Consider the following 25,653-nt stretch of genomic DNA (forward strand, 5'->3'; position numbering starts at 1 on the left):
TATATGAAATCACATACAACTTCTGTTAAAGTTAGATATGCAGAAACAGATCAAATGGGTGTTGTACATCATGCTAATTATGCTGTATACCTGGAGCTTGCGCGAATTGAATGGCTAGAGGCTATAGGAATTTCCTACAAAAAAATGGAGGAAGAAGGAATAATGCTACCTGTTTATGGCATGCAGTTTTATTTTTTAAAACCTGCGCTTTTTGATGATATATTAACTGTTAAAACAATGCTTAGAAAAGTACCTCGTGCGAGTATAGTTTTTGACTATGAAATTTATAATCAGAATCAAGAATTGCTTACCAAAGCAGAAACAACCTTGGTTTTTGTAGATATGTCAACAAACAGACCTACAAGATGTCCAGAATATGTTTTAGAGAAGTTAAATGTATATTTATCCAATAATTGATATTTCGATGCCAAAAACAGCGTTAAAACGTTCTTTAATACGATTTAAATGATTTTTACGAACACTTAGTGTAATTAAGCAGCTCAATTCCATTTTTTGTTCTGCAATATCTAATTGTTCCTCTTTAATAATTCGCATTACTGTATGGAGCAATGGATATTCAAATTTTAATTGAAGTTCTTCGGTGATTAGTTTTATAACAATAGTTGAAGCTTCTAAGGCTAATTGGGCTGCTGTTTTATAAGCTTGTATTAACCCACCAACACCAAGGTTTGTACCACCGTAATATCTAATCACTGTTACCAGTGTTTGTGTTACATCAAAAGACTGCAATTGGCCATAAATGGGTAAGCCTGCAGAATTGCCAGGTTCGCCATCGTCATTAGCACGATAATGCTCGTAATTCTTACCCAGTTGCCAGGCGTAACAAACATGTGAAGCTTTATTGTGTTTGTTTTTTAAATCGGAAACGATAGCCTCAACTTCATTTTCATTTTTTACCGGATGCGCCTGACCGATAAATTTACTTCCACGGTCTTTGAAGAGTGATTCTTCTCCGGTTTTAGCGAGGATTTTATAAAAGTCTGCTTCTTTCTGCATTATTCAGTTTTTACTAGATAATCGAGATTTAAACACTCCGAGACTTGCTTCGAAGTCAAAAGAAATTTCTATTTTATGCCTTGTGGGCTTTCTTAAAAGTGATTTACAATTGCGATTAGTATGATACTCAAAATAGCAAAACCTATCCCGATCCAGTTCTTTGCGGAAAGTTTTTCTTTAAAAAATAAGATTCCTATTAAGGTTGCGACCATTACGATACCTACATTATTTATTGTAAAAACGGTAGAACTTTCTAAAGTGGGATGTCTTAGTGCGCGTACCAGAAAGTATATCGAAAAATAGTTAGGTACTCCCAAAGCTATTCCGCCAATACTATTTTTGAGTTCAATCTTTTGACTGCCTTTGATCAACTGAAAAATCAAAACGGAAACACCAAGTATAAATGCTGTTGCAAATATCATTGCAGAAAAGAGTGGTACATCTTGTTCTGAAACAAAACTATCTTCCAGATATTTTATACTCGTATCAATAAGTCCGCTTCCTAAAAAAACTAAAATTGGGAATATCAGATTTTTCTTAGCTGGTTTGCTAGAATCTTGCTTTTTTATGGAAACCAAATACACGGCAATTAGAGCAAGAAGAATTCCGGCTATTTTTAGTATTGCAGCATTTTCATTGTAATAAATTAACCCGAAAGCAATTGGGATGACTACACTCATTTTAGTCGCTACAGAAACCACTGAAAGTCCGCTGCGTTGTGTGGTTATCGCCATTAAATTGAAGATAACAATAAACAATACTCCTAGAAAGAATGTGCCGGGTAGCCAAGAATACGATGCAAGTTTACTCCAGTTAATTGGTTCTGTATATGCTGCAAAACCTGATGCACAAGCAATGATATAGTTTATAACGATTGCTTGAAAAGTGTTTATACCATATTTATCAAAAAGCTTAAAAACTAAAAAGATGATACTGGAAGCTAATATGCTTAAAAACAAATAGATCAAAATAGTGCTTTTTTGACTTCAAACAGTTGTGTCACATCTTCAAAATCAGGTTCTAAATGCCAGGTATGAATTCCCATTGAAGAAGCTGCAGCGGTATTTAAAATAGTATCATCTATAAATAGCGTTTCATTTGCTATAAGGCCATCTTTGCGCAGAACGTAGTCGTAGCTATCAAGATCTGGTTTTCGTAAATTGATTTGCTGTGAAAGATAAAAACGTTCAAAACAACTTTGGAATTGAGAATAGCGTACCGCTCCCATATTTTTAATAACCTGCTCAATGTGGAGGTCATTGGTATTGCTCAACAAAAGCAATCTGTATTTTTTAGATTTAGCTAGATCTATAATCCAGTCTAGTCGCTGTTGTGGAAAATCAAGAATGATACTATTCCATGTCTGTTGAAAAGATAAAACCGTAAGTTGAGGGAATTTTTTCAGGTAGTTTTCTGTTAGTTGATCACTGGTGATTAATCCTTTTTCATACGTATTGTGCCAGGTGATCATGTCGTTATCTATAGTTCTGATTCCCATTTTAGCTAATGCTTGCTCGGGGGCTTTTTTGTCGAGATTGATGAATACATCCCCAAAATCGAAGAGTAGATTTTTAATCATTTGTAGAACTATAGAACGTTAATATGTCGTCGTTAAGCATTGTGTTTTTAGAATTTTGAATAGCTTTAAGTACAGGAGCTTTTACGCCGGATTGAAAAATAGAACTTCCTTTAAAAACCCGGGCTTCATCCCAAATTTTTTCATCTATAAAAGCTTGTAGTGTTTTCGCCCCACCTTCAATAATTACAGACTGTAAACCTTCTGTATAAAGAGCTTCACAAATCTGAGCAGGGAGATTTTTCGTAAAATCTACTTTTATGTACTTAAGGTTGGGTTTGTTTTCTTCTTCAAGTGTTGTGATTACAAGTGTTGGCACTTGTTGATCAAAAACAGTAGCTTCTTTAGATAAGCTTAACTCCCGATCAATGATAATACGAGTAGGAGAATTGCCTGCCCAATCGCGAGTCGTCAAACTGGGATTATCAGCTTTTACGGTATTAGCACCTATTAATATGCTCTGTTCTTCAGCGCGCCATTTATGTACAAGTTGTCGGCTTGTTTTTGTTGTGATCCAGAACGGTTCTTTTTTGTTTCGGCTTTCAGCATCTGGAGCGATAAAACCATTTAGACTTTCAGCCCACTTGAGAATGACATAAGGACGCTTTTTCTGATGAAAAGTAAAAAAACGTTTATTCAGAGTTTGACATTCTGTTTCTAAAATACCTACAAGAACTTCACAACCGGCATTTAGCAATTTTTTGATACCTCTACCCGCAACTTCAGCAAAGGGGTCAACGGTTCCTATAACAACTTTTTTAATTCCTTTAGCAATAATAAGATCACTACAAGGTGGTGTTTTACCAAAATGACTACAAGGCTCCAGGCTTACGTAAATCGTAGATTTCTCAAGTAGTTCTGTTTCCTTTACGCTATTTATAGCATTAACCTCGGCGTGAGGTTGACCAGCTTTTTGATGCCAGCCTTCTCCTATAATTTTGCTGTCACAAACGATAACACTACCCACCATTGGGTTAGGATAGGTGTTTCCTAGCCCGTTTTTAGCCAGTTGTAAACAGCGAGACATGTATTTTTCGTGTATCTTCACAAACTCAAAAGTACCATTAAAAAGTAAGAAAATCGATGCTGCAAATCAGACCGGTAGAAAAAGCTGATAATGTGAAGTTAGCAATTGTTCTAAGAGCTGTTTTAGTTGAAATGGGCGTGCCTAAAGTGGGCACTGCATACGAGGATAAGGCTTTAGACTGTATGTATGAAACTTATGCAGAAGCAAATGCGCAATATTTTGTGGTAGAGCAAGATGGTGCAATTTTAGGTGGCGCGGGTATTGCTACATTAGCCAATTGTGATGGACCTGTTTGCGAACTTCAAAAAATGTATGTTTCTTCAGAGTTGAGGGGGCAGGGTGTAGGGAAACAGCTTATGGATGTATGTTTTGAATTTGCATCAAAATCAGGTTTTGAGCAGGTTTATATTGAGACGATGCCGTATATGGAAGCTGCTCAGAAACTCTATAAGAAAAGTGGATTTTACTATATAGACGGACCAATGGGTAATACGGGACACAATGCCTGCCCGGTTCATATGCTTAAAGATTTTTAGAGTAGATGATATTAAGCGAATACAGAACTTATTTTTACGAGCAATTAAATGCTTTATATCCTCAGGAAGAACGCGTGACTTTTTTTAAGGCTTTCGCCGAAAAATTCCTCGAAATGCAACCCGTACAGATTCCTATAAGTTTAAATAAAGAATTGACGGGAGCAGAAGTAGCAGCATTAAATGAAGCGCTTTTAAAACTGAAAAATCACGAGCCTTTACAATATATACTAGGCGAGACTGAATTTTATGGTTTCCCTTTTAAAGTTGCTCCCGGAGTGCTTATCCCGAGACCAGAAACCGAAGAATTGGTAGATTGGATCTATCAGGATTTTAAAAATAAGAGTGATTCAATTTCAATTCTTGACATCGGTACGGGTAGTGGCGCTATAGCAGTGAGTTTAGCTAAATTAATACCTGAAACATCGGTCAGTGCGATTGATATTTCTACTAAAGCTTTAACAATAGCCAAGAATAATGCAGTGCTTAATTCTGTTGAAGTTAATTGGATAGAACAAGATATTTTATCAACAACTGGTTTAGAGCAAAGCTATGATGTGATTGTGTCAAATCCGCCTTATGTGCGTGATTTGGAAAAGGTAGAAATTCAGCCTAATGTGCTTAATTATGAGCCTCACGAGGCGCTTTTTGTTGCAGATGATAATGCGTTAGTATTTTATAAAAAAATAGCAGAGCTTGCATTTCAAAGTTTAAAACTTAACGGAATTTTGTATTTTGAAATCAATGAGTATCTAGGAAATGAAATGCTAGAGCTCGTGAAAAATAATGGGTTTGAAAAAGTAGAATTACGAAATGATTTTGCGGGAAAACCCAGAATGCTAAAAGCAAAACGTACATGAAAACTTTAAATTCTATTTGTGTCTTCTGCGGAAGCAGTGAAGGTAATGATCCTGAAATTATTAAACAATCAGAATTGCTGGGAGCAGAGCTTGCAAAGCAAGAAATCACTTTGATTTACGGAGGTTCTCAATTGGGTATTATGGGACGCGTTGCGCAATCGTGTTTATTAAATAATGGGAAAGCAATTGGTATTATTCCGGAATTTTTGAAGACTCGGGAGATTGTACATACGGGTCTTGATCAACTCATTACTACCGAAAATATGCACGAGCGCAAGCTTAAAATGCAAGCGATTAGCGACGGTTTTATAACGCTTCCGGGAGGTTTTGGTACGTTTGAAGAGCTTTTTGAAATCATTACCTGGAGTCAGTTAGGCTTGCATCACAAGCCAATAGGGCTGCTCAATACTAATGGCTTTTACGATCACCTTATCGCAATGCTTGATGAGATGGTAGCTCGTGGATTTCTTAAACGAGAAAACCGCGAACTTTTAATTGAAGATGCAGATGTGGAAAAGCTATTAGGGAAAATGAAAAGTTTTGAACCTGATCTCAATTCAAAATTTTTAAAACCAGAGAATACCTAAATTTTAATTGGATTTTAACTCCTCAAGGTTAAATACAGAATTTCAGTTTATGACTACCCTAGAAAAGATACAGGCTTTACGCGAAGAACTCAGACATCATAATTATAATTATTATGTGCTGGATAAGCCTGAAATTGACGATTATACTTTTGATCAAAAATTAAAAGAGTTACAAGATTTAGAAGAAATGCATCCAGAGTTTTATGATGCTAATTCACCCACGCTTAGGGTAGGAGGGCAGGTAACTAAGAACTTTGCTACAGTAAAACATGAGTCGCGCATGTATTCTCTGGCAAATAGTTATTCTCAGGAAGATCTTGAAGATTGGGAAACGCGACTTAAAAAGTTAGTTGATGGAGAGGTGGAATATGTATGCGAATTGAAATATGACGGAGCCTCTATAAGTCTTACTTATGAGAATGGAGAGCTGGTGCGAGCGGTTACACGTGGTGATGGTGTGCAAGGTGATGATGTGACAAATAATGTGAAAACCATACGAAGTGTTCCTTTAAAACTGAAAGGAGATTTTCCCGCGAAATTTGATATTAGAGGAGAAATTATTTTGCCATTGGCCGGTTTTGCGCAGATGAATGCAGAACGTGTAGAAGCTGGTGAAGAGCCTTACAGTAATCCCAGAAATACGGCTTCAGGGAGTTTGAAGCTTCAGGATAGTGCAGAGGTTTCTAAGAGACCTCTAGATTGCTTGTTGTATAGTATAGTAGGAGAAAACCTGAATATTAAAAGTCAGTTTGAGAGTTTGGAAAAAGCCCGCTCTTGGGGATTTAAAGTTCCGGATGTAGCTAAAAAAACGGCTTCTACTGCAGAGACTTTTGAGTTTTTGAATTATTGGGATGAGCACCGTCACGATTTGCCGTATGAGACTGATGGTGTTGTGATTAAAGTGAATAGTTATCAACAGCAAGAAGAATTAGGTTTTACGGCAAAAGCTCCACGATGGGCAATGGCCTATAAATTTAAGACTGAGCAAGCAGAAACTGTTCTGGAGAAAATTACTTATCAAGTTGGGCGTACCGGGGCAATTACACCGGTTGCTAACCTAGAGCCGGTTCAACTTGCCGGGACTGTTGTTAAGCGCGCTTCTTTGCACAATGCAGATCAGATTGAAAAACTGGATATACGAGAAGGTGATCACGTTTATGTAGAAAAAGGTGGAGAGATTATACCTAAGATTGTTGGTGTTGATTTTGAAAAGCGGAATTCTGACTCTCAACCTACAGCCTACATAACTAATTGTCCGGAATGTGATACGCAATTAGTGCGGCAAGAAGGTGAGGCGCAACATTATTGCCCTAATGATATGGGCTGTCCACCACAAATAATCGGTCGTATTCAGCACTTTATATCACGAAAAGCAATGGATATCGAAGGACTTGGTGGGGAGACTGTTGCTTTACTCGTAAATGAAGGATTGATAAGGAGTTATGCTGATTTGTATGATTTGAAGAAGGAGCAAGTCCTGCCTTTAGAACGTATGGCTGAGAAATCTGCAGATAATTTGATAAAAGGTATTGAAGTTTCAAAAGCAGTGCCTTTTGAACGCGTGCTATTTGGGTTGGGTATTAGATATGTGGGAGAAACAGTAGCTAGAAAGTTGGCTAAACATTTTAAAAGCATAGACGCTTTAGAGGCAGCTTCAGAAGAAGAGTTGATTGCTGTTGATGAGATAGGAGGGCGTATTGCACAAAGTGTCGTTTCCTTTTTTGCTGAAATCGAAAATAAAAACCTTGTAGATCGTTTAAAGCAAAAAGGTTTGCAATTAGAACTCGATGCTTCTGTATTAGAAAATCAAACCGAAAAACTGAAAGGAAAGACTTTTGTTATTTCTGGAGTTTTTACAAAAGTATCTAGAACAGAACTGAAGAAAATGATAGAAGATAATGGAGGTAAAGCTTCAGGAAGTATTTCTTCAAAAACCAATTACTTAGTAGCCGGTGATAATATGGGACCGAGTAAGTTAGAAAAAGCAGAGAAATTAAAAGTTCCTATTATTTCTGAGGATGACTTTTTAAAAATGGTTTAAATTGATATGCCGGTTAAGCTGGTTATTGCTTATAAATTGGTTTAAAGTGTTTGATTTGTCGTTTAAGAGCTTTTATGGGTGGTTTTTCACTTGTAATTTTATTTTAAAAGAATCATCTTGTTAATACATATTATACATACTTTTTGAAAGTTATGGCAAATTAATAAATAACTAATAAAATTTGAATATAAGCGATCTTATATGAAGTTTAAATACTTATTGTACTTATATATACTTCTGGGGATTATTGAAATTTTCTTAGTGGGCTTTCAAATCAATTTTTCAATTTACTTGAGACCTATTTGTGTTGTTTTGATTTATAGTTTTTATGTAGTCAATGTTAAACGCCATAATTATTTCTTACTTTTTTATTTGACTTGTGAATTGATCAACGAGGTATTTTTTCTGATTGATTTTAGTAAATATTTTATATTGGTTCTTACTTGTTATAGTCTGGCTACTTTTTCTATGCTATACCATATTTGGCCGGTGGTTAAGCGTGCAAATTTTAAAACCGGATGGGGTGATTTATTACGGCCTTTTTTAGGTTTATTAGGAATACTATTTATTTTCTGGGAGTTGATTTTTTTAGTGTTTAAAAATTTGCCCGATTATTATGTTTTCTTTCCGGCATTAACGGCTTTATTATCATGGATTTTCTTTTGTTCAATAATTCCAGCTAAAAACAAGCACCCGGATAATTTTGCGCTATATTTTATAGGTGGTTCTATGGCTGTAATGGCGCCAACGATGTTTATTTATGAATTTTTGTGGTCAAGTTCTATAGTCTTATATTTTTCATTAACCTCAATGCTTTTGCTGAAGATTTTTTTAGTTTGGTATTTGATCAATCTCGATAAAATTTTAAATTGTAAAGAGGAATATTTTTGAAAGAAAACACGTGTTAATCTAGCACTTTAACATATGCAATATTGATGTTTGTTAATTTTTTTAGTTATTTACTTCCTTATTTATTAGTGTCGTTGAGTATATCTAAAATAGATGAGAGAAATAAATAGTAACCTTTATTCGGCTAGGCCTTCGCAAATCTTATATCTAGGCGTATTTAGTTGTGTATTATTTATTTTGATTTCATCTATCAACCACAGTTTTGGTTATTACATACAACCCTTCTTTTACTTAACATTTTACTGGTTTTATTATAAAGCTCTAGATAAACATAATCTTGTGTTTGCTGTTTTTTTGTTTTCAGCTTATTTAGGAGAAATTTTCTTGCTTACAGATGTGGATAAATACTTTGATATTGTACTAGTAACATTTTTAATCGCAGTAACAGCAATGCTTTATACATTTATACCTATTCTTAAAATAAGACCTCGTAAAATCACTAAGGAAATGGTGTTGCAGCCCATAATAGGGGTTGTATTTTGTGTTTATACTGTAATGTATTTGATGAGTATGTATTACAATACAGTACCTAATAAATTCTTATTCGTTTTTGGAGGTATCTTTTTGCTCATATTCACTTTAGTGTGTTTTTTGATTCCGCTTAGAAATAGGCATCCGAGTAATGTTTATCTTTATTTGATAGGAGGAGGCTTACTTATTGAGTCTATTTTATCTTTTGTATATACCTATAGTATGCCAATGCCCATAATAGCGACAGGGGTGAAAATTGCAATTTGTGTACATAAGACCTGTGTGGCTATCTATTTTGTGAAAATAGAAAAGATACGCACAGATGTAGATTATGATGAGTATTAGACGGTAATGGTTTTTGAAGTTGCAGTTGCATTACCTGAAAGGTCAAATTCAAAATCTATTCTTCCTAGATTGATTCCGGCCCAGCCTACTTGGTTAACGATAACATCAAGACCTGCTGCATTTTTAATGATTGTTGGTTTTTCTAAAAAAGTATGTGTGTGACCACCTATAATCAAATCAATATTTTTAGTTTTTTCGGCTAATTTGAGATCTGAAATTTTATCATATTTATAGTTGTAGCCTAAATGAGAAAGGCAAATAACCAAGTCACATTGTTGCTCTTCTTTTAAAAGGCGAGTCATATCTAGTGCTATTTCAATAGGATCCAGATATTGGGTTTCTTTAGATAATGCAGGTGTTACTAATCCTTCTAATTGTATTCCTAAACCAAACACACCTATTTTGATGCCATCTTTAATAAAGATTTCATAAGGTTTAGTCAAACCTTCCATTACAGTGTTTGTAAAATCATAATTGGAGCTTAGCATTTTAAAGCTGGCATTAGGCATTTGTGCTGCCAGCCCATTCACGCCGTTGTCAAAGTCGTGATTACCTATGGTTGCAGCATCGTATTGCATCATACTCATCAACTTAAACTCTAATTCACCTCCATAGAAATTAAAATATGGAGTTCCTTGAAAGATATCACCCGCATCTAACAATAAGGTATTAGGATTTTCTTTACGTATAGATTCTATTAAGGTTAAGCGCCTTGCTACTCCACCTTGATTAGGAAATGATGCATCTTCGGGAGGAAACGGATCTATATGACTATGCACATCGTTAGTGTGCAGAATCGTAATTTTTTTAGACTTTTTCGTTTCAGCAAAAAGATTAAAACTAGGCGTACCTGCAACTACTGCACTTGCGATACCGGTTTGCTTTATAAACGTTCTTCTTTCCATATCTATTCTTTTATAAAACGGTTATCTCTTACCGGTGCTATTGTATCTTGCTCTTTAAAATAATCAACTAAAACATTACGTATTTTATAATCTAAAACCTCCATGCTTTTGGGTTCGCTTAAAAAAGTCATACGGTCACCTCCTTGCTGCAAGTAGTCATTAGTTGCTATAAAATAGGTTTTACCATGTTCTACTGGTTTACCATTTATGGTAGCTGTTTTAAGCTCATCATTTTCATTTAATACAAGTTGCATATTAGAGATTGGGTGAGCGGTACCTGACTTTAAATAAGCAAACATTTCATTGGCTTGATTGCTTGTAATTTCAACAACCACAATGCTGTTTTCAAAAGGCATAATATCAAAAGCAGATCGCATAGTTACATCGCCGGCATTTAAGGTTGACCTGATACCTCCGTGATTGAGAAGTACCGCATCAATATTTTTGCCTGTTCGCTTATTGAAAACCGGGTTGCTTAATTCAAAAACAGCATCTGCCATCATATTACCAATGGCAGTATTGTATGGTCCATCCTTCTTAGAAAGACTTAGTGGCGCGTATGCAAGTACAGCGCCCATTTCTTTATCTATACGCTTTCGGTAAGGAGCCACATAATCTAAAATATCCTGATTTGCTTGAATGCTATCTGTAATAGGAAGTTGGTGTCCTTCAATTTGCGTTAGAGTAGGTTGAGAGTTTTTGCAGCCTAGCAGGCTAATTGCAAGAAAAAGAGAGAGAAAAATCCGAATCATTGACTGATTAAATAAAAGATTTGCTTTGCGCGATAATTAATTACATTTGCGCCAAAACAAATTTAGATGTTTTTAGACGGATGGAAACAGAATTTGCTTAAAACTAAGGTTAAGAAACTTCAGAAAAGTAAGGATGCTAATTCAGTAAATAGCTTAGGAGAAGGAGTGGGGTTGCTGGTTAATATTCATGAATTTCAGGACTTAGAAAAGCTTAGAGAGCTGATGAAGCGTGTATCTGAATCAATTAGTAATACACTGATTTTTTATTCTGAAGAAAAAGCTCAAATTGATGCTGGTAATGCCATTGTATTAAGCAAAAAGGATTTTACATTCTCCGGAAGTTTAAAAAATTCTAAAATACAAGAGTTCGTAAGCAAACCTTTTACCGTCTTAATAGGTTATTACCATACAGAAAATGTATTTTTGGATTTCGTTTCGGCGCAATCTAAAGCTTTGTTTAAGGTTGGTATATCTTCTGATTTATCAGAATTTAATGATTTGACCATTAAATCTAAATTAGAAGATGTGAAACAGTTTGAAAACGAATTGTTGAAATATTTGAAATTATTAAATCGCATAGATTAAGATGCAAGAATTGAAAGGGACTGGTGTTGCGCTGGCAACTCCGTTTAATGAAGACTTAAGTTTAGACCTACAAGGTTTGGGTCAGCTTGTTGAATATAACATATCTGGAGGTGTAGATTATCTTGTGGTAATGGGTACAACCGCAGAAAATGCTACACTGACTTCTGCAGAGAAAGACCTTGTTATCGCTAAGGTGATTGAGGTTAATGCTGGTAGATTACCGCTCGTACTTGGTGTGGGAGGAAATAATACTGCTGCTGTAGTAGAAGAACTTAAAACACGAGATTTTACAGCTATTAAAGCGATTTTATCTGTTTCACCATATTATAACAGACCAACTCAGGCAGGTATTTATGCTCATTACCTGGCTGTTGCGGAAGCATCACCGGTTCCTGTGATCTTGTACAATGTTCCTGGTCGTACGGGAAGTAATGTTTTACCAGAAACGGTAATCAAGCTTGCTAAGGATTCAAAGAATATAATAGGTGTTAAAGAAGCTGCTGGTGATTTAGTTCAGATGATGCGTCTTATTAAAGATCGTCCTAATGGTTTTTTAGTACTTTCTGGAGATGACTTAATGGCTTTGCCTACCGTTTCTGCAGGAGGTGACGGTGTGATTTCGGTACTTGCACAAGGCTTGCCCGGTATTTTTTCGCAAATGATGAGTCAAGGTTTGCAAGGTGATTTCACCGAAGCTTATAAAAAACATTACATCTTGATGCCTGCCGTAGATCTGATTTTTGCAGAGGGTAATCCTTCAGGAATCAAAGCTTTACTAGCAAGTAAAAGTGTTTGCAGCAGCAGTGTTAGACTTCCTTTAGTTGCAGCAACAGAAACTTTAAAACAAAATATTGCAACATACTTAAGCGAGACTGGTCTTTAAGTTTTGTAATCCCTAGAAAAACCTTATTTTTGCCCGATGTTTTTAAGCTTAATGAAGAAAACAATAGTAGTAGTATTGGCCGTTGTAACCTTGGCGTCTTGTAGTGAATATCAAAAAGCTCTCAAATCTGAAGATACAGGAGTGAAATATTCAATGGCAGACTCACTTTACAATGCTGGTAAATACCGTAAATCTTTAAAATTGTGGGAGCAGATTGTTCCTGCATATAGAGGTAAACCACAAGCAGAACGTATAATGTATTTATATGCAGATGCACAGTACCAAGAAGAAAACTATTATTTAGCCGGTTATCAGTTTGATCGTTTTGTTTCGGCGTATCCTGATTCTGATAAAGCAGAGGAAGGAGAGTACAAAGCAGCTGTAAGTTATGCAGAGCTTTCTCCTAATTACCAGTTAGATCAGTCTGAGACTGAAAAAGGCTTGACGCAGTTGCAGCAGTTTATTACCACTTATCCTGAGTCGTCTTATGCTGAAGATGCAAATGAGCGAATCAAAGAGCTTAGTGTGAAAATGCAAAAGAAATCTTTTGAAGTAGCAAAAGGATGGCATAAAATCATGGACTATCCGGTTGCGATTTCTTCTTTAGACGACTTTTTATCAGATTACCCTGGGTCACCTTTTCGTGAAGCTGCATTTTTCTATAAATTAGATTCGCAGTATCAGTATGGTTCAAAAAGTATTAACGTACTTGTTAAACCACGATTAGAAGAAGCAATAGAAATGTATGAGACCTTGATTCGTTATTTTCCTGAAGGAGACTATCGTGCAGAGGCAGATAAGATAAAAGCAGATATTGACTCAATATTAGAAAATTATTCCTAATTAAATTAATGCGAATATTATGGATGTAAAAAATCTAGATGCACCAGTAAATACAGTTACTCATAACAGAAGCGAGATTGATGCTCCTACAGGAAACATCTATGAAGCGATTTCTATTATTGCTAAACGTGCTACTCAAATCAACACAGAAATCAAGAGAGAATTGCTTGAGAAGTTAGATGAGTTTGCTACCTATAGCGATAGTTTAGAAGAGATTTTTGAGAACAAAGAACAAATCGAAGTTTCTAAATTCTACGAGCGTTTACCTAAGCCACATGCTATGGCCGTTCAAGAATGGTTAGAAGATAAAATATATTTCCGCGATACGACTGCAACAGAGTAGTCATGTCTGTTTTACGCGGTAAAAAGGTCTTACTTGGAGTAACCGCCGGGATAGCTGCTTATAAAGCGGCTTTTTTGGTTAGGGGTTTTGTCAAATCCGGTGCTGAAGTGCGAGTTGTTATGACTCCTGATGCCAAAGAGTTTGTTACTCCGTTGACGCTTTCTACGCTTTCTAAAAACGAAGTGCTTTCTACATTTACCAATGAGGAAAGTGAAAATGCATTGTGGAATAACCACGTAGAACTCGGTCTTTGGGCCGATTTCTTGGTTATAGCCCCTGCAACAGCAAATACCTTGTCTAAAATGGCAAATGGTTCTTCAGATAATTTGTTGTTGGCAACCTATCTCTCTGCCAAATGCCCGGTTTATTTTGCTCCCGCGATGGATCTGGATATGTACAAACATCCCAGTACGGCGAATTCTTTTGAACAACTTATTAATTACGGTAATGTAATGATACCTGCTGCCAGTGGAGAACTCGCAAGCGGTTTAGAGGGCAAAGGTCGTATGGCAGAACCCGAAGATATTATAGCTTTTATAGAAGCAGATATATCAGAAAAGCTTCCATTAAAAGGAAAAAAAATTCTCATAACTGCTGGTCCTACTTATGAAGCTATAGATCCTGTACGATTTATAGGAAATCATAGTAGTGGTAAAATGGGTTATGCAATCGCAACTGAAGCTGCAAATCTAGGAGCCCAAGTTATTCTAGTTTCGGGGCCTACCCATCTAGAGCTTAAACACAATTTAGTCAATCTTATTCGCGTTACTTCAGCAGCAGAGATGTTTAAAGTTGTACAGAAGTATTACGAAAGTGTTGATGTAGTAATCGCTGCGGCTGCTGTAGCAGATTATAGGCCTGCCGAGGTTGCAACTCAAAAAATTAAAAAGAAAGTTGATGTGCTGAGTATCCAGCTGGAGCCAACTCAGGATATTTTAGCACATTTAGGGAAGCACAAAAAGAATCAGTTTTTGGTAGGTTTTGCGTTAGAAACTGAAAACGAACTGGAGAATGCTAAAGGAAAGATCGCTCGAAAGAATCTTGATCTAATCGTCTTAAATTCTTTAAATGATAAAGGTGCCGGTTTTAAAACCAATACAAATAAAGTAACTTTCATAACTAGAGAAGGAGCTGTCTTTCCACAGGAATTGAAAGAAAAAGAATTAGTAGCTCAAGATTTATTAGAATTTATTCAAAAGTCATTAGATGTATAAACTCGTAGTTGTTTTGTTTTTGGTGTGTTTTGGACTTCAGGCGCAGGAGCTCAATTGCTCGTTGACGATAAATACAGAGCAAACAGGGTTAAGCAATCTTCAGGTTTTTAGAACACTTAAAACGGAGCTGACCGAGTTTATGAATAATACGACTTGGACTGATCTTAATCTTAAACAACAAGAGCGAATAGATTGTAGTTTTGTGATTATAATTTCGAGTATAGATTCAGATTATTTTACTGCTTCTATTCAGGTTCAATCTTCAAGGCCGGTTTTCAACAGTACCTATAATACACCACTTTTAAACTTCAACGATAAGCAATTCAATTTTAGATATACAGAGTTTCAGCCTTTAAATTACAATCCAAATAGTTTTGATTCTAATTTGATTTCGGTATTGGCTTTCTATGCGTACACGATAATAGGTCTTGATGCAGATTCTTATGAATTGGGCGCTGGCGAACCTTATTTTGAAGAGGCAAAACGTATTGTAAACACAGCCCAACAACAAGTAACGGATGGCTGGTCACCACAAAGTGGAACGCAAACTCGTTTTAGATTAAACCAAGAATTACTATCTCCTAACTTTAGGGAATTTCACGATGTTATGTATGCTTATCACCGTAATGGTTTAGATTATATGGGAGATAATCCTAAGGAAGCAAAACAAGCTATTGCTGTGACTTTAGAATTGTTTAACCAAATGTACGCCAGCCGACCAAACAATTTTATATCACGAGTGTTTTTTGATACAAAGGCAGAAGAAGTGAGGAATATGTTTTCAGACGGGCCGCAGGTTTCTATAAGTAATCTGGTAGATATGCTCAATAAAGTGGCACCTACCAAGTCTGCTTACTGGCAACAAATCAAATTTTAAGAGACCGTCTGTTTTCTTTGACTGTAGTAAATTTCTCTAGTATATTTACGACAAGCAAAACGGCTTAAACTATTTGCCGCCTGAGTATGGATTTTATATTCTACTTTCGGTAAAATTTCATTTAAAAGAACTTAAACCAGAATTTTAATTGCTCAGTTCACTACACATAAAAAATTACGCCTTAATCGAAGAAGTCAACCTTCAGTTTAATGAGGGGTTTACTGTGATTACCGGTGAGACCGGTGCAGGTAAATCTATTCTTCTGGGGGCTTTAGGTCTTATTCTAGGAAAACGCGCAGATATCAGCAGCATTGGTAATCCTGATGAGAAATGTGTAATTGAAGCACATTTTAATGTTTCGGCGTATGCTTTAAGAACACTTTTTGAAGAAGAGGATCTGGACTATGAACCACAAACTATCGTTCGACGTGAAATTCTTTCTACCGGAAAAAGCCGTGCTTTTGTTAACGATACGCCGGTTACGTTGAGTCAACTTTCTGCATTGGGCGCGCGTCTGGTAGATATTCACAGTCAACATCAAACGCTGGAGGTTACCGATGTAGATTTTCAGTTTCAGGTTTTAGATGCTTTTGCTGAAAATGAATCGATTCTAACGAACTATCAGGAGCTTTATCAAGAGTTCAGATCTAAGCAAAATCAGCTTAAAAAGAAGCGTTCTCAAAAAGAGGAAGCTCAAAAAGAAGAAGAATATAAATCCTTCTTGCTGGAAGAATTACTCGCTGCAAATTTAAAAGCCGGAGAACAAGAAACGATTGAGGCATCCTACGATGCATTAAATAATGTGGAGCAAATTACTGAAGGCCTTTCTGAATCCTATCAAATTTTAAGTAGGGAAGAGGTGGGAGTTAACGAGATGCTGCTTACAGCGAAAGTACGTCTGGCTAAACTTTCTAGCTTTAGCCCGCAATTAAAGGAATTGAGTGATAGGCTTGAGGCAGTAACTATTGAGCTTGATGATGTCTCAGAAAGCATAAATGATCTTGCTGCAGATACAGAAAGTGACCCAACCGAATTGGCACGTTTAGAAAGTAGATTGAAATTATTTTTTGATCTTCAGAAAAAACATCAGGTAGCTAGTGTTGAAAAACTTATCGAAATCAGGGATACGCTTGATGCCGAAGTACAATCTTTAAGTAATCTGGATACTGAAATAAATAAACTAGAACGTGAAATTACTCACGCAAAAATCGAACTAGAAAAACAAGCTGCAGCACTTACTAAAAGACGCTCAAAAACTATAAAACCATTAACTGAAAAGCTTCAGCAGATTCTTTCAAATCTAGGGATGCCTAATGCACGATTTGAAGTCAGCTTAACAGATAATATAACCTTTTTAGAAAACGGAAAAAATCAACTTCATTTTCTGTTTACAGCAAACAAAGGGATGCGTGCACAAGAATTGAAAAAGGCAGCTTCAGGAGGTGAATTGTCGCGTATTATGCTGGCAATAAAATCAGTATTGAGCGATTATGCAAAATTACCTACACTTATTTTTGATGAAATTGATACGGGTGTGAGTGGGGAAGTTGCTTTAAAAATGGGGCATATTATGAAAGATATGGGAACCCGTATGCAGCTGATAAGTATTACGCATTTACCACAAATCGCCGGTCAGGGAGCAAATCATTTAAAGGTTTATAAAGAAGATTTAGCTAAAAAAACTACCACAGGAATACGGGTTTTAAGCATCGATGAACGTGTGGCAGAACTCGCCGAAATGCTAGGTGGCAAAGCGTCTTCTGATGCAGCTTTTGACCACGCAAGACAGCTTCTCAACTAATAAAATAGTATATTTGACCACTTAAATTAAACAACTATTATGTCCTATAATTTATTAAAAGGAAAACGAGGTATAATCTTTGGCGCGCTTGATGAAAATTCTATTGCGTGGAAAACCGCAGAACGTGTTCACGAAGAAGGCGGAACCTTTGTATTGACAAATGCTCCTATTGCAATGCGTATGGGAAGCATCAATAAACTTGCAGAAAAAACAGGATCAAAAATTATTCCTGCTGATGCAACTTCAGTTGAAGATTTAGAGGCACTTGTTGCCGGTGCAGTTGAAGAATTAGGTGGTAAAATAGACTTTGTTCTTCATAGTATTGGGATGTCTATTAACGTGCGTAAAGGACGTCACTATACCGATCAAAAATACGATTGGACTCAGAAGGGAACAGACGTGAGTGCAATGTCTTTTCACAAGACGATGCAGGTGCTTTATAAGCAAGATGCTATGAATGAGTGGGGAAGTATTGTTGCTTTGACTTACATGGCTGCACAACGTGTTTTTCCTGATTATAATGATATGGCAGATAATAAAGCCTATTTAGAAAGTATCGCGCGTAGTTTTGGTTATTTCTTCGGAAGAGATAAGAAAGTACGAGTGAATACAATTTCTCAATCTCCAACGCCTACTACAGCTGGTCAAGGAGTGAAGGGTTTTGATGGTTTTATCGCTTATGCAGATAAAATGAGTCCGTTAGGAAACGCTAGTGCTCAGGATTGTGCAGATTACACCGTTTCTTTATTTTCAGACTTAACTAAAAAAGTAACGCTTCAAAATTTATTCCACGATGGTGGCTTCAGTAATATGGGAGTTAGCGATGCAGTGATGGAAGCTTTTGTAGAAGCAGAAAAAAAATAAGCTTAGGCTAAAATTTTAAAATGCCCGAAGTCGATGACTTTCGGGCATTTTTTATGAAATAACCTATCATTCTATAATCGAATAAAAGCAGCCTTCCATTTAAGTTTTTACACATTTTAATCTCAATTATAGAGTAAAACGTAATTTAGCCAAACGAATACTACGCACATAATATGTCAATAGAACTTTCCATAATAATTCCCGTTTATAACAGACCTCAAGAGGTGCAGGAACTGTTAGAAAGTTTTGAGAAGCAGACTTATGCTAAAGCTTATGAGATTGTCATTGTAGAAGATGGTTCTACTAAAAGCTCAAAGGAAGTTTGTGAATCTTTTAAAAACTTGAATATTAATTATTTGTTTAAAGAGAATTCTGGCCCTGGAGCTTCCCGTAATTATGGAATGCAACGTGCACAAGGAAACTATTTTATCATTTTTGATAGTGATTGTGTGTTGCCAGATAACTATTTAAAGTTGGTAGCAGATTCTTTGGAGACTGATTATGTTGACTTTTTTGGAGGTCCGGATGCGGCTCATGAAGATTTCACGTCTTTACAAAAGGCAATTAATTATGTGATGACCTCGTTATTTACTACAGGAGGAATACGCGGAAGAAAAGAAGTGAACAGCAAATTTGAACCCCGTAGCTTTAATATGGGGATTTCAAAAAATGCATTTGAAGCTTCGGCTGGATTTGGAAAAATTCATCCCGGGGAAGATCCGGATTTAAGTATAAGACTTTGGGATTTAGGTTTTGACTCTCGATTGATTTCAGAAGCATTTGTATATCATAAACGCCGAATTTCTTGGTCTAAATTTTATACGCAGGTTAGAAAGTTTGGTACGGTTAGGCCTATTCTTACCAACTGGCATCCAAAAACTGCTAAGCTTACCTATTGGTTTCCTACGTGTTTTATGCTAGGTTTAATTACGGCTTTCATTCTGGCAATGTTTGAGATTTATTTACCTGTATTGTGTGTTTTAGGTTATCTTGTTTTGATTGCTTTAGATTCCTCAATAAAAAATAAAAGCTTAGAAATAGGCTTATTTTCTGTTTGGGCGGTCCTGGTTCAGTTTGTAGGTTACGGTTTTGCTTTTCTGGAATCTAAAATCAAAATAGGCTTGCTCAAAAAGGATCCTGAACAAGAATACCCGGACTTATTTTTTAAATAATTTTAATTGAATAATATATGGCAGATCGTAAAAAACGTAGTAAAAACGCAAACCTTCGGGTTTTTATGACTATTTTGGTAGTTGTGGCTACAATATCTGTCATGATAAAATTGAATCGAAATTTCAGTTTTACGGTAAAAGTTCCGTTGAAGTTTCAGAATTTATCTGAAGATCAGATTTTAAAATCCGCATCTACAAATACTGTAGAAGTAACAGGAGAGGCTAGTGGTTACGATTATTTTAAATATCGTTTCTTCTCTCAGGATTTTCCAATAGATTTATCACAGCTTTCCAGAACTAAAGGTCGTTCATATTATGTTTTTAATAATGAGAATGACGCTTTAAAAGGAAGTTTAGTTGATAGCGAAATCACCTCTTTTAAACCCGATACCGTATTTTTTGATTTGGATAGAAATTTTGAAAAAAGAATTCCAATTATAGCAAGATATGATATCACGTATGCGCCGGGTTATGGCAGTTTAGAAGGGTTTAAGATGCAACCAGATTCTATAACCATTCGTGGTCCACAAAGCGAAGTGGATACCATTTCAAGAGTGTATACCGAAGAATTAAAGTTTCAGGATGTGCGTAATTCTATAGCAGATAGTCTCAATCTAACTTTTGTAAACGACATACCATTAGTAAAGCTTTCTCCCAGTCGTGTTGCATATGCTTTGACTGTAGATAAATTTACAGAAGGTAATGTATCGGTTCCGCTTCAGCTTATAAATGTTCCGGCAAATGTCACAGCTAAAGTATTTCCTAAACGGGTTAATGTGATTTTTAATGTGAATTTGAATAACTATGAGCAGGTAAAATCATCAGACTTTAAAGTTGTGGTAGATTTTAATGAGGTTGATAACCTTTCTACTTCATTAACACCTCAGGTTCTTGATGCTCCAGAATATGTGCGCGATATTCGTTTAAGCGAGAGCACTGTTCAATATCTTTTAGTAAAATGATCACAGTAGGAATTACCGGCGGAATAGGTAGTGGAAAAACCACGATTGCAAAGTATTTTTCCTCAGAATTCGGCATTCCTGTTTACTATGCAGATACTGAAGCTAAAGCTTTAATGAATACAGAAGCTTTGCGAAAACCTATTAAAGAACTTCTCGGAGAAGCAGCTTATGTTGAAGAAAAGTTAGATCGTAAGTATGTAGCAAGTAAAGTTTTTAATGATAGAGATTTATTAGAGCAACTCAATCAAATTGTGCACCCGGCAGTAGGTGAACATTTCAAAAAATGGATTTCTCAACAAGATGCTCCATACATTTTAAAAGAAGCTGCAATACTCTTTGAGAATGGTACGGCTTCAGCACTAGATTATATTATTCTTATTACAGCGCCTAAAAAATTGCGAATTCAACGTGTTTTAGAGAGAGACGATTCTACCGTTGAAGACATAGAAAACCGAATGAATAAGCAATGGGATGATGTAAAAAAGATTCCGTTAGCAGATTTTATAATAGAGAATATAGAATTGGATAACAGCAAACTACAGGCTAAAAATATTCATCGACAAATCTTGCGAGACCGCGTAAATACATAGCTCATTCTTGTTAACATTTGGTTAAACCACCAAAGCGCTAAATGTTAAAATCATACATTTGGACTATGAATAAAAATCTATTTGTACTCCTTGTCGTGCTGATGAGCCTATCTCTCATAGGCATCATTTTTGTGCAGGGCTATTGGATATCAAATAGTATTGAAGCAAAGCGTGGTCAATTTGCTTTTAACGCCAAACAGGTCTTAAAAGAAGTCTCCCGTGATATTCAAATGAAAGAAGTAAATGCCTGGTACAATCCGGTGTTGAGAATGCGGGATAGTCTTGGGGTTCCTGATGATGTGAGTTTGTATGATTTGATCTACAAGCAAGATGATTCCCTTACTAACGAGTCTTTTATTTTTAGAAACAGTATTGTAGAGCAGGATTATAAATTGAGTGCACCTATTCTTGATTATGAAGTTGACAGCCTCAAATTTAAAAAATACCTACAGCGACAATATACTCAAATTATAGACAAAAATGATATTGATAATCCTGAGGTAAATCGTACCAAAGTATTGACCAGAATGTCAGATCTAAGCGAGATAGAGCGTTATAATATTGAGCAGGCTGTGATGTATATAACACGTAAAATACCCATTCATAAACGTGTTGAAGAAGAAGAACTAGAGCGTTTGCTAACTATGGAGTTAGCAGAGCGTGATATGGAAACTAATTTTGAGTATGCTGTATATAGTAACAATTTAGTTACTAATGTTCGCTCAGAAGATTTTGACTTACAATCTCCAGATCAGAATTTCAGTGTTCCTTTATTTACAGATAACGAAGGTAACAACGATTACGAGTTGGTAGCTAATTTTCCGGGAGAAAAAAAATTTGTGGTTTCTTCTGTGATAGGAATGGGAGGGCTAAGCATTTTGTTTACGTTGATTATTGTTATTGCTTATAGCAGTGCTTTGCAGCAATTGGTTAAACAGCGTCAGATTTCAGAAATTAAAACTGATTTTATAAATAACATGACGCACGAGTTTAAGACGCCGATTGCGACGATAAATTTAGCGTTAGATGCTATTAAAAATCCTAAAATAAACGGAAATCCTGAAGCACTAATGCGTTATATGGGGATGATAAGGGAGGAAAATAAACGTATGCATGCTCAGGTGGAGAATGTATTGCGTATTTCTAAACTTGAGAAAAATGAACTTGATATCCGCAAAGAGCGTTTAAAACTTCACGATATTATTGAAGATGCAATCTCTCATATAGAGCTTATCGTAGAAGATAAGCAAGGATATATTAATACACATTTTGGTGCGGTAAAAAGTTCGGTATTGGCTAATGAGTCACATTTTACAAATGTGCTGGTCAATATTTTAGATAACGCTGTGAAGTATTCTACAGATGTGCCCAAGATTGATATCTATACAGAAAACTTAAAGAATTTTATTCTGGTAAAAATTAAAGACCAGGGAGATGGAATGACTAAACAGGTTCAGAAAAAAATATTTGACAAATTTTATCGCGAGCATACCGGCGATATACATAACGTAAAAGGACACGGCCTCGGCTTAGCTTATGCAAAGCGTATGGTAGAAGATCACGCAGGTGAGATCTGGGTACAAAGTGAGAAGGGCAAAGGCAGTACGTTCATAATTAAATTACCACTAATATTTTAAACATAATGGAAACAGAAAACAAAAAAATCTTACTCGTAGAGGACGATCCAAATTTCGGAACGGTTCTTAAAGACTACCTTTCAATGAACGACTATGACGTTACCCACGCCAAAAATGGAATGGAAGGCTTTGAGAAATTTAAAAAAGACGACTTTGATCTGTGTATCTTAGATGTGATGATGCCTTATAAAGATGGTTTTACATTGGCAAAAGAAATACGCGAGAAAAATGAAGATGTGCCTATTATTTTCTTAACCGCTAAGGCGATGAAAGAAGATGTATTAAAAGGATACAAAGTAGGGGCAGATGATTATTTAAATAAGCCTTTTGATAGTGAAGTATTGCTTATGAAGATCAAAGCAATTATGATGCGTAAGGCTACAGATTCTGTTGCAGATAGCAAACAGTTTGAATTTAATATAGGTAACTTCTTCTTGAATTCTAAACTGCGTTTCTTAACGTATAAAGATGAAGAAGCTAACAAGCTTTCTCCTAAAGAAAATGAATTGTTACGTCTGTTAGCATTGCATGAAAATGATTTAATGCCTCGTGAACTGGCTCTTACAAAAATATGGAGAGACGATAACTACTTTACATCTCGTAGTATGGATGTTTATATCGCAAAATTGCGTAAATATCTTAAGCGTGATGACACGGTAGAGATACTCAATATTCACGGTGAAGGTTTCCGCCTTGTAGTTAAGAGTGAAGAAGAAAAAAAATAGTGGTATAGATAAGAGTGTCTCTTTAAAGAGACACTCTTTCTTTTATCGTTTTTATAATATCTTCAGAAGGAGTTTTGCAATCAAACCAGATTATAGACTCATCTTTACGATACCAGGTTAGCTGGCGCTTTGCGAAGCGTCTCGTGTTTTTCTTTATTTCTTCAATTGCAGTTTGCAGATCAAATCTTTCTTCAAAATAATTGAACAGCTCTCGGTAGCCTACTGTTTGTAGTGCATTGAGGTTTTTTTTGTGATGTAAGGAGTGCGCTTCTTCTAGAAGTCCGTTTTGCATCATGAGATCTACACGCAAATTTATTCGATTGTAAATAAGTTGTCGTTCTGCGGTTAACCCTATTTTTAAAGAATTAAAATTTCTCTTAACCCTATTTTTAGCTAAAAAAGAGGAATAAGGTTTTCCTGTACCTATACCAATCTCAAGGGCGCGTATAAGGCGCTGTTTATTGTCTAAATCTATTTTTTGATACTGAATAGGATCAAGATGTTTTAACTGATTCTGTAAAATTTCAATTCCTTCATTTTCCAGTTGCAGTATTAAGTCTTCCCGTATTTGCGAATCAACATCTGGAAAACGATCTAAGCCATTAATTACCGCATCTACATAAAGACCGGAACCTCCTACCATAATCACAAAATCATGCACTTTAAAAAGTTCGTCGAGTTTAGCTATTGCTTCACTCTCAAATAAGCCAACGTTGTATTCTTCTTCTATAGAAATATGTTGAATGAAATGATGCTTTGCCTCGACCAATTCATCATCGTCAGGTACTGCAGTTCCGATTCTCATTTCTTTAAAAAATTGTCTGGAATCTGCAGAAAGAATTTCCGTATTAAAATGATTAGCTAGTTTGATGCCCAAGGCTGTTTTGCCAATTGCTGTAGGGCCTACAACAGCGATTAAAGTTTTATTCATAATGGAGGCTGTATCCGCATTCGTGACAATACTTAGCTGAGTCTTGATGTTTTTTAGCTCCGCAATTTTGACAAACCTGAGTATTCAAATGAAGTTTCTGTGCATTCGGTTTTGGTTTATCTCCTTTGGCCATTTCGGCACTTACAATGCCTGTGGGGACAGCGATAATTCCATAGCCCATAATCATAATGATAGTTGCAATAAATTGACCTAAGGCAGTAATAGGGGCGATGTCACCAAAGCCAACTGTTGTCAACGTAACAATGCACCAGTAAACACTAACTGGTATACTTTTAAATCCGTGTTCAGGGCCTTCTACGATGTACATCAACGTGCCTGCGATTACCGAGAGAATCATTACTGCAAATAAGAAAACCAAAATTTTAGGTCTGCTATCTTTTAAAGCTTTTGCCAGTTTATTTCCTTCACCAATATACCGCGTGACTTTTAAAATCCTAAAAACGCGTAAGAGTCTTAATGCTCTAATAGTTAATAGTGCATTAGTACCCACTATAAAAAAGGACAAATACAACGGAATGGTTGATATGAGGTCAATCAAGCCGTAAAAGCTAAATATATATGCCGAAGGTTTTTTGATCGAAATCACTCTCAAAATGTATTCTATTGTAAAGAATATGGTTATGAGCCATTCTCCAATGTAGAAATACTTACCGTATTCAGCCTGAAGGGTAGAGACGCTTTCAAGCATTACCAATACTACACTCAGAAAAATTAAAATAAGCAGTACAACATCAAAGGATTTTCCGGCAGGAGTATCAGCTTCATAAATAATCTCATGAAGTTTGGTTTTCCAGGTATGTTTTTGTGGTTGTGTCAAAGAGTTACATTTAGTTCTTCAAGTTTCTTTGCCAAAAGTTGTATATGAAATTCTGGTTTATATTCTATTTCAATAACTCCGTTTAAAGCTTTGTCACTGTATTTAGCTAAAGCTTTTTTTCCTTTTAAAACCTGTACTTTAGATATCCCCGAAGGAGGAATTTCTTCAATAAGTCTATCGTTGAGTTTGTAAAATTTGTTGTTCAGATGAGCAACATATAATGGGGTGTTTTTAGTAGCTGAAGTTGAAGCTCTACAAAGGAATTTTATCGGTTTATGTTCAGCGATTGGTTCACTCTCGACTTCATGAACAGAACAATTACAACAGCAAATAAGCAGGAAAACTAAAAATAGATTTTTTATCAT

General features: G+C 35.9%; 28 protein-coding genes. 19 read left to right on the forward strand and 9 right to left on the reverse strand.

Features of this window, described 5'->3' with window-relative positions; translation table 11 throughout:
- The first annotated feature begins 3 nt into the window (after nt 1-3).
- The gene (locus tag BUB91_RS03435; protein WP_073097034.1) at nt 4-417 is read left to right on the forward strand and encodes an acyl-CoA thioesterase; all 414 of its coding nucleotides are present in this window, start codon (nt 4-6) and stop codon (nt 415-417) included.
- On the opposite strand, the gene BUB91_RS03440 is transcribed toward BUB91_RS03435, so the two are convergent.
- The 4 genes from BUB91_RS03440 to ribD form a co-directional block, all read right to left on the reverse strand.
- On the reverse strand, nt 403-1,017 hold the full coding sequence (locus tag BUB91_RS03440; RefSeq protein ID WP_073097036.1) for an IMPACT family protein: 615 nt from the start codon (nt 1,015-1,017) through the stop codon (nt 403-405). The genes BUB91_RS03435 and BUB91_RS03440 overlap by 15 nt on opposite strands.
- A gap of 92 nt (nt 1,018-1,109) precedes the next feature.
- Nucleotides 1,110-1,985 carry an EamA family transporter gene (locus BUB91_RS03445; protein ID WP_073097042.1) on the reverse strand — a complete coding sequence of 292 codons (876 nt, stop codon included), beginning with the start codon at nt 1,983-1,985 and terminating at the stop codon, nt 1,110-1,112.
- A complete protein-coding gene (locus BUB91_RS03450) occupies nt 1,982-2,596 on the reverse strand; it encodes an HAD-IA family hydrolase (RefSeq protein WP_073097046.1) in 615 nt (204 codons plus the stop codon). The genes BUB91_RS03445 and BUB91_RS03450 overlap by 4 nt, the downstream gene beginning before the upstream one ends.
- Entirely contained in the window at nt 2,589-3,641 is a 1,053-nt protein-coding gene (gene ribD, locus BUB91_RS03455; protein WP_262490523.1) for a bifunctional diaminohydroxyphosphoribosylaminopyrimidine deaminase/5-amino-6-(5-phosphoribosylamino)uracil reductase RibD, read from the reverse strand. Before ribD ends, BUB91_RS03450 begins: the two co-directional genes overlap by 8 nt.
- 35 nt (nt 3,642-3,676) lie before the next feature.
- Between ribD and BUB91_RS03460 the strand changes: the two genes are divergently transcribed.
- The 5 genes from BUB91_RS03460 to BUB91_RS03485 all read left to right on the forward strand — a co-directional run bounded on the left by BUB91_RS03460 (nt 3,677) and on the right by BUB91_RS03485 (nt 9,366).
- Nucleotides 3,677-4,156, forward strand: a complete 480-nt coding sequence (locus BUB91_RS03460) for a GNAT family N-acetyltransferase (RefSeq protein ID WP_073097052.1) — start codon at nt 3,677-3,679, stop codon at nt 4,154-4,156.
- A 5-nt stretch (nt 4,157-4,161) separates the two neighbouring features.
- Nucleotides 4,162-5,013, forward strand: a complete 852-nt coding sequence (prmC, locus tag BUB91_RS03465; protein WP_073097055.1) for a peptide chain release factor N(5)-glutamine methyltransferase — start codon at nt 4,162-4,164, stop codon at nt 5,011-5,013.
- Nucleotides 5,010-5,600 (forward strand): LOG family protein, encoded by a 591-nt coding sequence (locus BUB91_RS03470; RefSeq protein WP_073097057.1) that lies wholly within the window; start codon nt 5,010-5,012, stop codon nt 5,598-5,600. The genes prmC and BUB91_RS03470 overlap by 4 nt, the downstream gene beginning before the upstream one ends.
- Nucleotides 5,601-5,649: 49 nt before the next feature.
- Nucleotides 5,650-7,641: an NAD-dependent DNA ligase LigA gene (gene ligA, locus BUB91_RS03475; RefSeq protein WP_073097059.1), complete on the forward strand. Its 1,992-nt coding sequence runs from the start codon at nt 5,650-5,652 to the stop codon at nt 7,639-7,641.
- 1,188 nt (nt 7,642-8,829) lie between these two features.
- Entirely contained in the window at nt 8,830-9,366 is a 537-nt protein-coding gene (locus tag BUB91_RS03485; protein WP_128759293.1) for a hypothetical protein, read from the forward strand.
- Here BUB91_RS03485 and BUB91_RS03490 read toward each other — a convergent pair.
- Nucleotides 9,363-10,271, reverse strand: a complete 909-nt coding sequence (locus tag BUB91_RS03490; protein ID WP_073097068.1) for a metallophosphatase — start codon at nt 10,269-10,271, stop codon at nt 9,363-9,365. The two genes, BUB91_RS03485 and BUB91_RS03490, sit on opposite strands and share 4 nt — an antisense overlap.
- A 2-nt stretch (nt 10,272-10,273) precedes the next feature.
- Nucleotides 10,274-11,023 carry a 5'-nucleotidase C-terminal domain-containing protein gene (locus BUB91_RS03495; RefSeq protein ID WP_073097070.1) on the reverse strand — a complete coding sequence of 250 codons (750 nt, stop codon included), beginning with the start codon at nt 11,021-11,023 and terminating at the stop codon, nt 10,274-10,276.
- Nucleotides 11,024-11,089: 66 nt separating this feature from the next.
- On the opposite strand from BUB91_RS03495, the gene BUB91_RS03500 reads away from it, so the two are divergent.
- The 13 genes from BUB91_RS03500 (at nt 11,090) to BUB91_RS03560 (ending at nt 23,519) form a co-directional block, all read left to right on the forward strand.
- Entirely contained in the window at nt 11,090-11,608 is a 519-nt protein-coding gene (locus BUB91_RS03500; protein ID WP_073097072.1) for a DUF6913 domain-containing protein, read from the forward strand.
- 1 nt (nt 11,609) lies between these two features.
- Nucleotides 11,610-12,491: a 4-hydroxy-tetrahydrodipicolinate synthase gene (gene dapA, locus BUB91_RS03505; RefSeq protein ID WP_073097074.1), complete on the forward strand. Its 882-nt coding sequence runs from the start codon at nt 11,610-11,612 to the stop codon at nt 12,489-12,491.
- Between the two features lie 51 nt (nt 12,492-12,542).
- Nucleotides 12,543-13,334, forward strand: coding sequence for an outer membrane protein assembly factor BamD (locus BUB91_RS03510; protein ID WP_073097076.1), 792 nt, complete (start codon nt 12,543-12,545; stop codon nt 13,332-13,334).
- 19 nt (nt 13,335-13,353) lie between these two features.
- Complete coding sequence (locus tag BUB91_RS03515; protein ID WP_009780002.1) at nt 13,354-13,677, forward strand: DNA-directed RNA polymerase subunit omega; 324 nt, start codon at nt 13,354-13,356, stop codon at nt 13,675-13,677.
- 2 nt (nt 13,678-13,679) lie between these two features.
- Nucleotides 13,680-14,891: a bifunctional phosphopantothenoylcysteine decarboxylase/phosphopantothenate--cysteine ligase CoaBC gene (coaBC, locus tag BUB91_RS03520; protein ID WP_073097078.1), complete on the forward strand. Its 1,212-nt coding sequence runs from the start codon at nt 13,680-13,682 to the stop codon at nt 14,889-14,891.
- Entirely contained in the window at nt 14,884-15,768 is an 885-nt protein-coding gene (gene porD / locus BUB91_RS03525; RefSeq protein ID WP_073097080.1) for a type IX secretion system protein PorD, read from the forward strand. The genes coaBC and porD overlap by 8 nt, the downstream gene beginning before the upstream one ends.
- Nucleotides 15,769-15,916: 148 nt before the next feature.
- On the forward strand, nt 15,917-17,569 hold the full coding sequence (recN, locus tag BUB91_RS03530) for a DNA repair protein RecN (protein ID WP_073097082.1): 1,653 nt from the start codon (nt 15,917-15,919) through the stop codon (nt 17,567-17,569).
- A gap of 39 nt (nt 17,570-17,608) precedes the next feature.
- A complete protein-coding gene (locus tag BUB91_RS03535) occupies nt 17,609-18,433 on the forward strand; it encodes an enoyl-ACP reductase FabI (protein ID WP_073097084.1) in 825 nt (274 codons plus the stop codon).
- Nucleotides 18,434-18,612: 179 nt separating this feature from the next.
- Nucleotides 18,613-19,605, forward strand: a complete 993-nt coding sequence (locus tag BUB91_RS03540; RefSeq protein ID WP_073097200.1) for a glycosyltransferase family 2 protein — start codon at nt 18,613-18,615, stop codon at nt 19,603-19,605.
- Between the two features lie 17 nt (nt 19,606-19,622).
- The gene (locus BUB91_RS03545) at nt 19,623-20,567 is read left to right on the forward strand and encodes a CdaR family protein (protein WP_073097086.1); all 945 of its coding nucleotides are present in this window, start codon (nt 19,623-19,625) and stop codon (nt 20,565-20,567) included.
- Entirely contained in the window at nt 20,564-21,157 is a 594-nt protein-coding gene (gene coaE / locus BUB91_RS03550) for a dephospho-CoA kinase (RefSeq protein WP_073097088.1), read from the forward strand. Before BUB91_RS03545 ends, coaE begins: the two co-directional genes overlap by 4 nt.
- A gap of 65 nt (nt 21,158-21,222) precedes the next feature.
- Nucleotides 21,223-22,794 (forward strand): sensor histidine kinase, encoded by a 1,572-nt coding sequence (locus BUB91_RS03555; RefSeq protein WP_073097090.1) that lies wholly within the window; start codon nt 21,223-21,225, stop codon nt 22,792-22,794.
- 5 nt (nt 22,795-22,799) lie between these two features.
- Nucleotides 22,800-23,519: a response regulator transcription factor gene (locus BUB91_RS03560; RefSeq protein ID WP_073097093.1), complete on the forward strand. Its 720-nt coding sequence runs from the start codon at nt 22,800-22,802 to the stop codon at nt 23,517-23,519.
- A 22-nt stretch (nt 23,520-23,541) separates the two neighbouring features.
- On the opposite strand, the gene miaA is transcribed toward BUB91_RS03560, so the two are convergent.
- Genes miaA through BUB91_RS03575 form a run of 3 tightly spaced genes read right to left on the reverse strand, consistent with a single transcriptional unit; the run spans nt 23,542 to nt 25,653 of the window.
- Nucleotides 23,542-24,450: a tRNA (adenosine(37)-N6)-dimethylallyltransferase MiaA gene (miaA, locus tag BUB91_RS03565; RefSeq protein ID WP_073097097.1), complete on the reverse strand. Its 909-nt coding sequence runs from the start codon at nt 24,448-24,450 to the stop codon at nt 23,542-23,544.
- Entirely contained in the window at nt 24,443-25,288 is an 846-nt protein-coding gene (locus BUB91_RS03570) for an ion transporter (protein WP_073097101.1), read from the reverse strand. Before BUB91_RS03570 ends, miaA begins: the two co-directional genes overlap by 8 nt.
- Nucleotides 25,285-25,653, reverse strand: a complete 369-nt coding sequence (locus BUB91_RS03575; protein WP_073097104.1) for a hypothetical protein — start codon at nt 25,651-25,653, stop codon at nt 25,285-25,287. The genes BUB91_RS03570 and BUB91_RS03575 overlap by 4 nt, the downstream gene beginning before the upstream one ends.

It is taken from the genome of Leeuwenhoekiella marinoflava DSM 3653, from assembly GCF_900129005.1.
GTDB classification, from domain to species: domain Bacteria; phylum Bacteroidota; class Bacteroidia; order Flavobacteriales; family Flavobacteriaceae; genus Leeuwenhoekiella; species Leeuwenhoekiella marinoflava.

Bases quoted from the DNA above. Each gene is read 5' to 3' on its own strand.
- BUB91_RS03560 (WP_073097093.1), top strand. From the start codon at position 22,800: ATGGAAACAGAAAACAAAAAAATCTTACTCGTAGAGGACGATCCAAAT.
- porD (WP_073097080.1), top strand. From the start codon at position 14,884: ATGTATAAACTCGTAGTTGTTTTGTTTTTGGTGTGTTTTGGACTTCAG.
- BUB91_RS03495 (WP_073097070.1), bottom strand. From the start codon at position 11,023: ATGATTCGGATTTTTCTCTCTCTTTTTCTTGCAATTAGCCTGCTAGGC.
- BUB91_RS03555 (WP_073097090.1), top strand. From the start codon at position 21,223: ATGAATAAAAATCTATTTGTACTCCTTGTCGTGCTGATGAGCCTATCT.
- BUB91_RS03460 (WP_073097052.1), top strand. From the start codon at position 3,677: ATGCTGCAAATCAGACCGGTAGAAAAAGCTGATAATGTGAAGTTAGCA.
- BUB91_RS03535 (WP_073097084.1), top strand. From the start codon at position 17,609: ATGTCCTATAATTTATTAAAAGGAAAACGAGGTATAATCTTTGGCGCG.
- BUB91_RS03575 (WP_073097104.1), bottom strand. From the start codon at position 25,653: ATGATAAAAAATCTATTTTTAGTTTTCCTGCTTATTTGCTGTTGTAAT.
- BUB91_RS03515 (WP_009780002.1), top strand. From the start codon at position 13,354: ATGGATGTAAAAAATCTAGATGCACCAGTAAATACAGTTACTCATAAC.
- dapA (WP_073097074.1), top strand. From the start codon at position 11,610: ATGCAAGAATTGAAAGGGACTGGTGTTGCGCTGGCAACTCCGTTTAAT.
- coaBC (WP_073097078.1), top strand. From the start codon at position 13,680: ATGTCTGTTTTACGCGGTAAAAAGGTCTTACTTGGAGTAACCGCCGGG.
- BUB91_RS03545 (WP_073097086.1), top strand. From the start codon at position 19,623: ATGGCAGATCGTAAAAAACGTAGTAAAAACGCAAACCTTCGGGTTTTT.
- BUB91_RS03490 (WP_073097068.1), bottom strand. From the start codon at position 10,271: ATGGAAAGAAGAACGTTTATAAAGCAAACCGGTATCGCAAGTGCAGTA.
- BUB91_RS03470 (WP_073097057.1), top strand. From the start codon at position 5,010: ATGAAAACTTTAAATTCTATTTGTGTCTTCTGCGGAAGCAGTGAAGGT.
- prmC (WP_073097055.1), top strand. From the start codon at position 4,162: ATGATATTAAGCGAATACAGAACTTATTTTTACGAGCAATTAAATGCT.
- BUB91_RS03500 (WP_073097072.1), top strand. From the start codon at position 11,090: ATGTTTTTAGACGGATGGAAACAGAATTTGCTTAAAACTAAGGTTAAG.
- coaE (WP_073097088.1), top strand. From the start codon at position 20,564: ATGATCACAGTAGGAATTACCGGCGGAATAGGTAGTGGAAAAACCACG.
- miaA (WP_073097097.1), bottom strand. From the start codon at position 24,450: ATGAATAAAACTTTAATCGCTGTTGTAGGCCCTACAGCAATTGGCAAA.
- ligA (WP_073097059.1), top strand. From the start codon at position 5,650: ATGACTACCCTAGAAAAGATACAGGCTTTACGCGAAGAACTCAGACAT.
- BUB91_RS03450 (WP_073097046.1), bottom strand. From the start codon at position 2,596: ATGATTAAAAATCTACTCTTCGATTTTGGGGATGTATTCATCAATCTC.
- BUB91_RS03440 (WP_073097036.1), bottom strand. From the start codon at position 1,017: ATGCAGAAAGAAGCAGACTTTTATAAAATCCTCGCTAAAACCGGAGAA.
- BUB91_RS03510 (WP_073097076.1), top strand. From the start codon at position 12,543: ATGAAGAAAACAATAGTAGTAGTATTGGCCGTTGTAACCTTGGCGTCT.
- BUB91_RS03435 (WP_073097034.1), top strand. From the start codon at position 4: ATGAAATCACATACAACTTCTGTTAAAGTTAGATATGCAGAAACAGAT.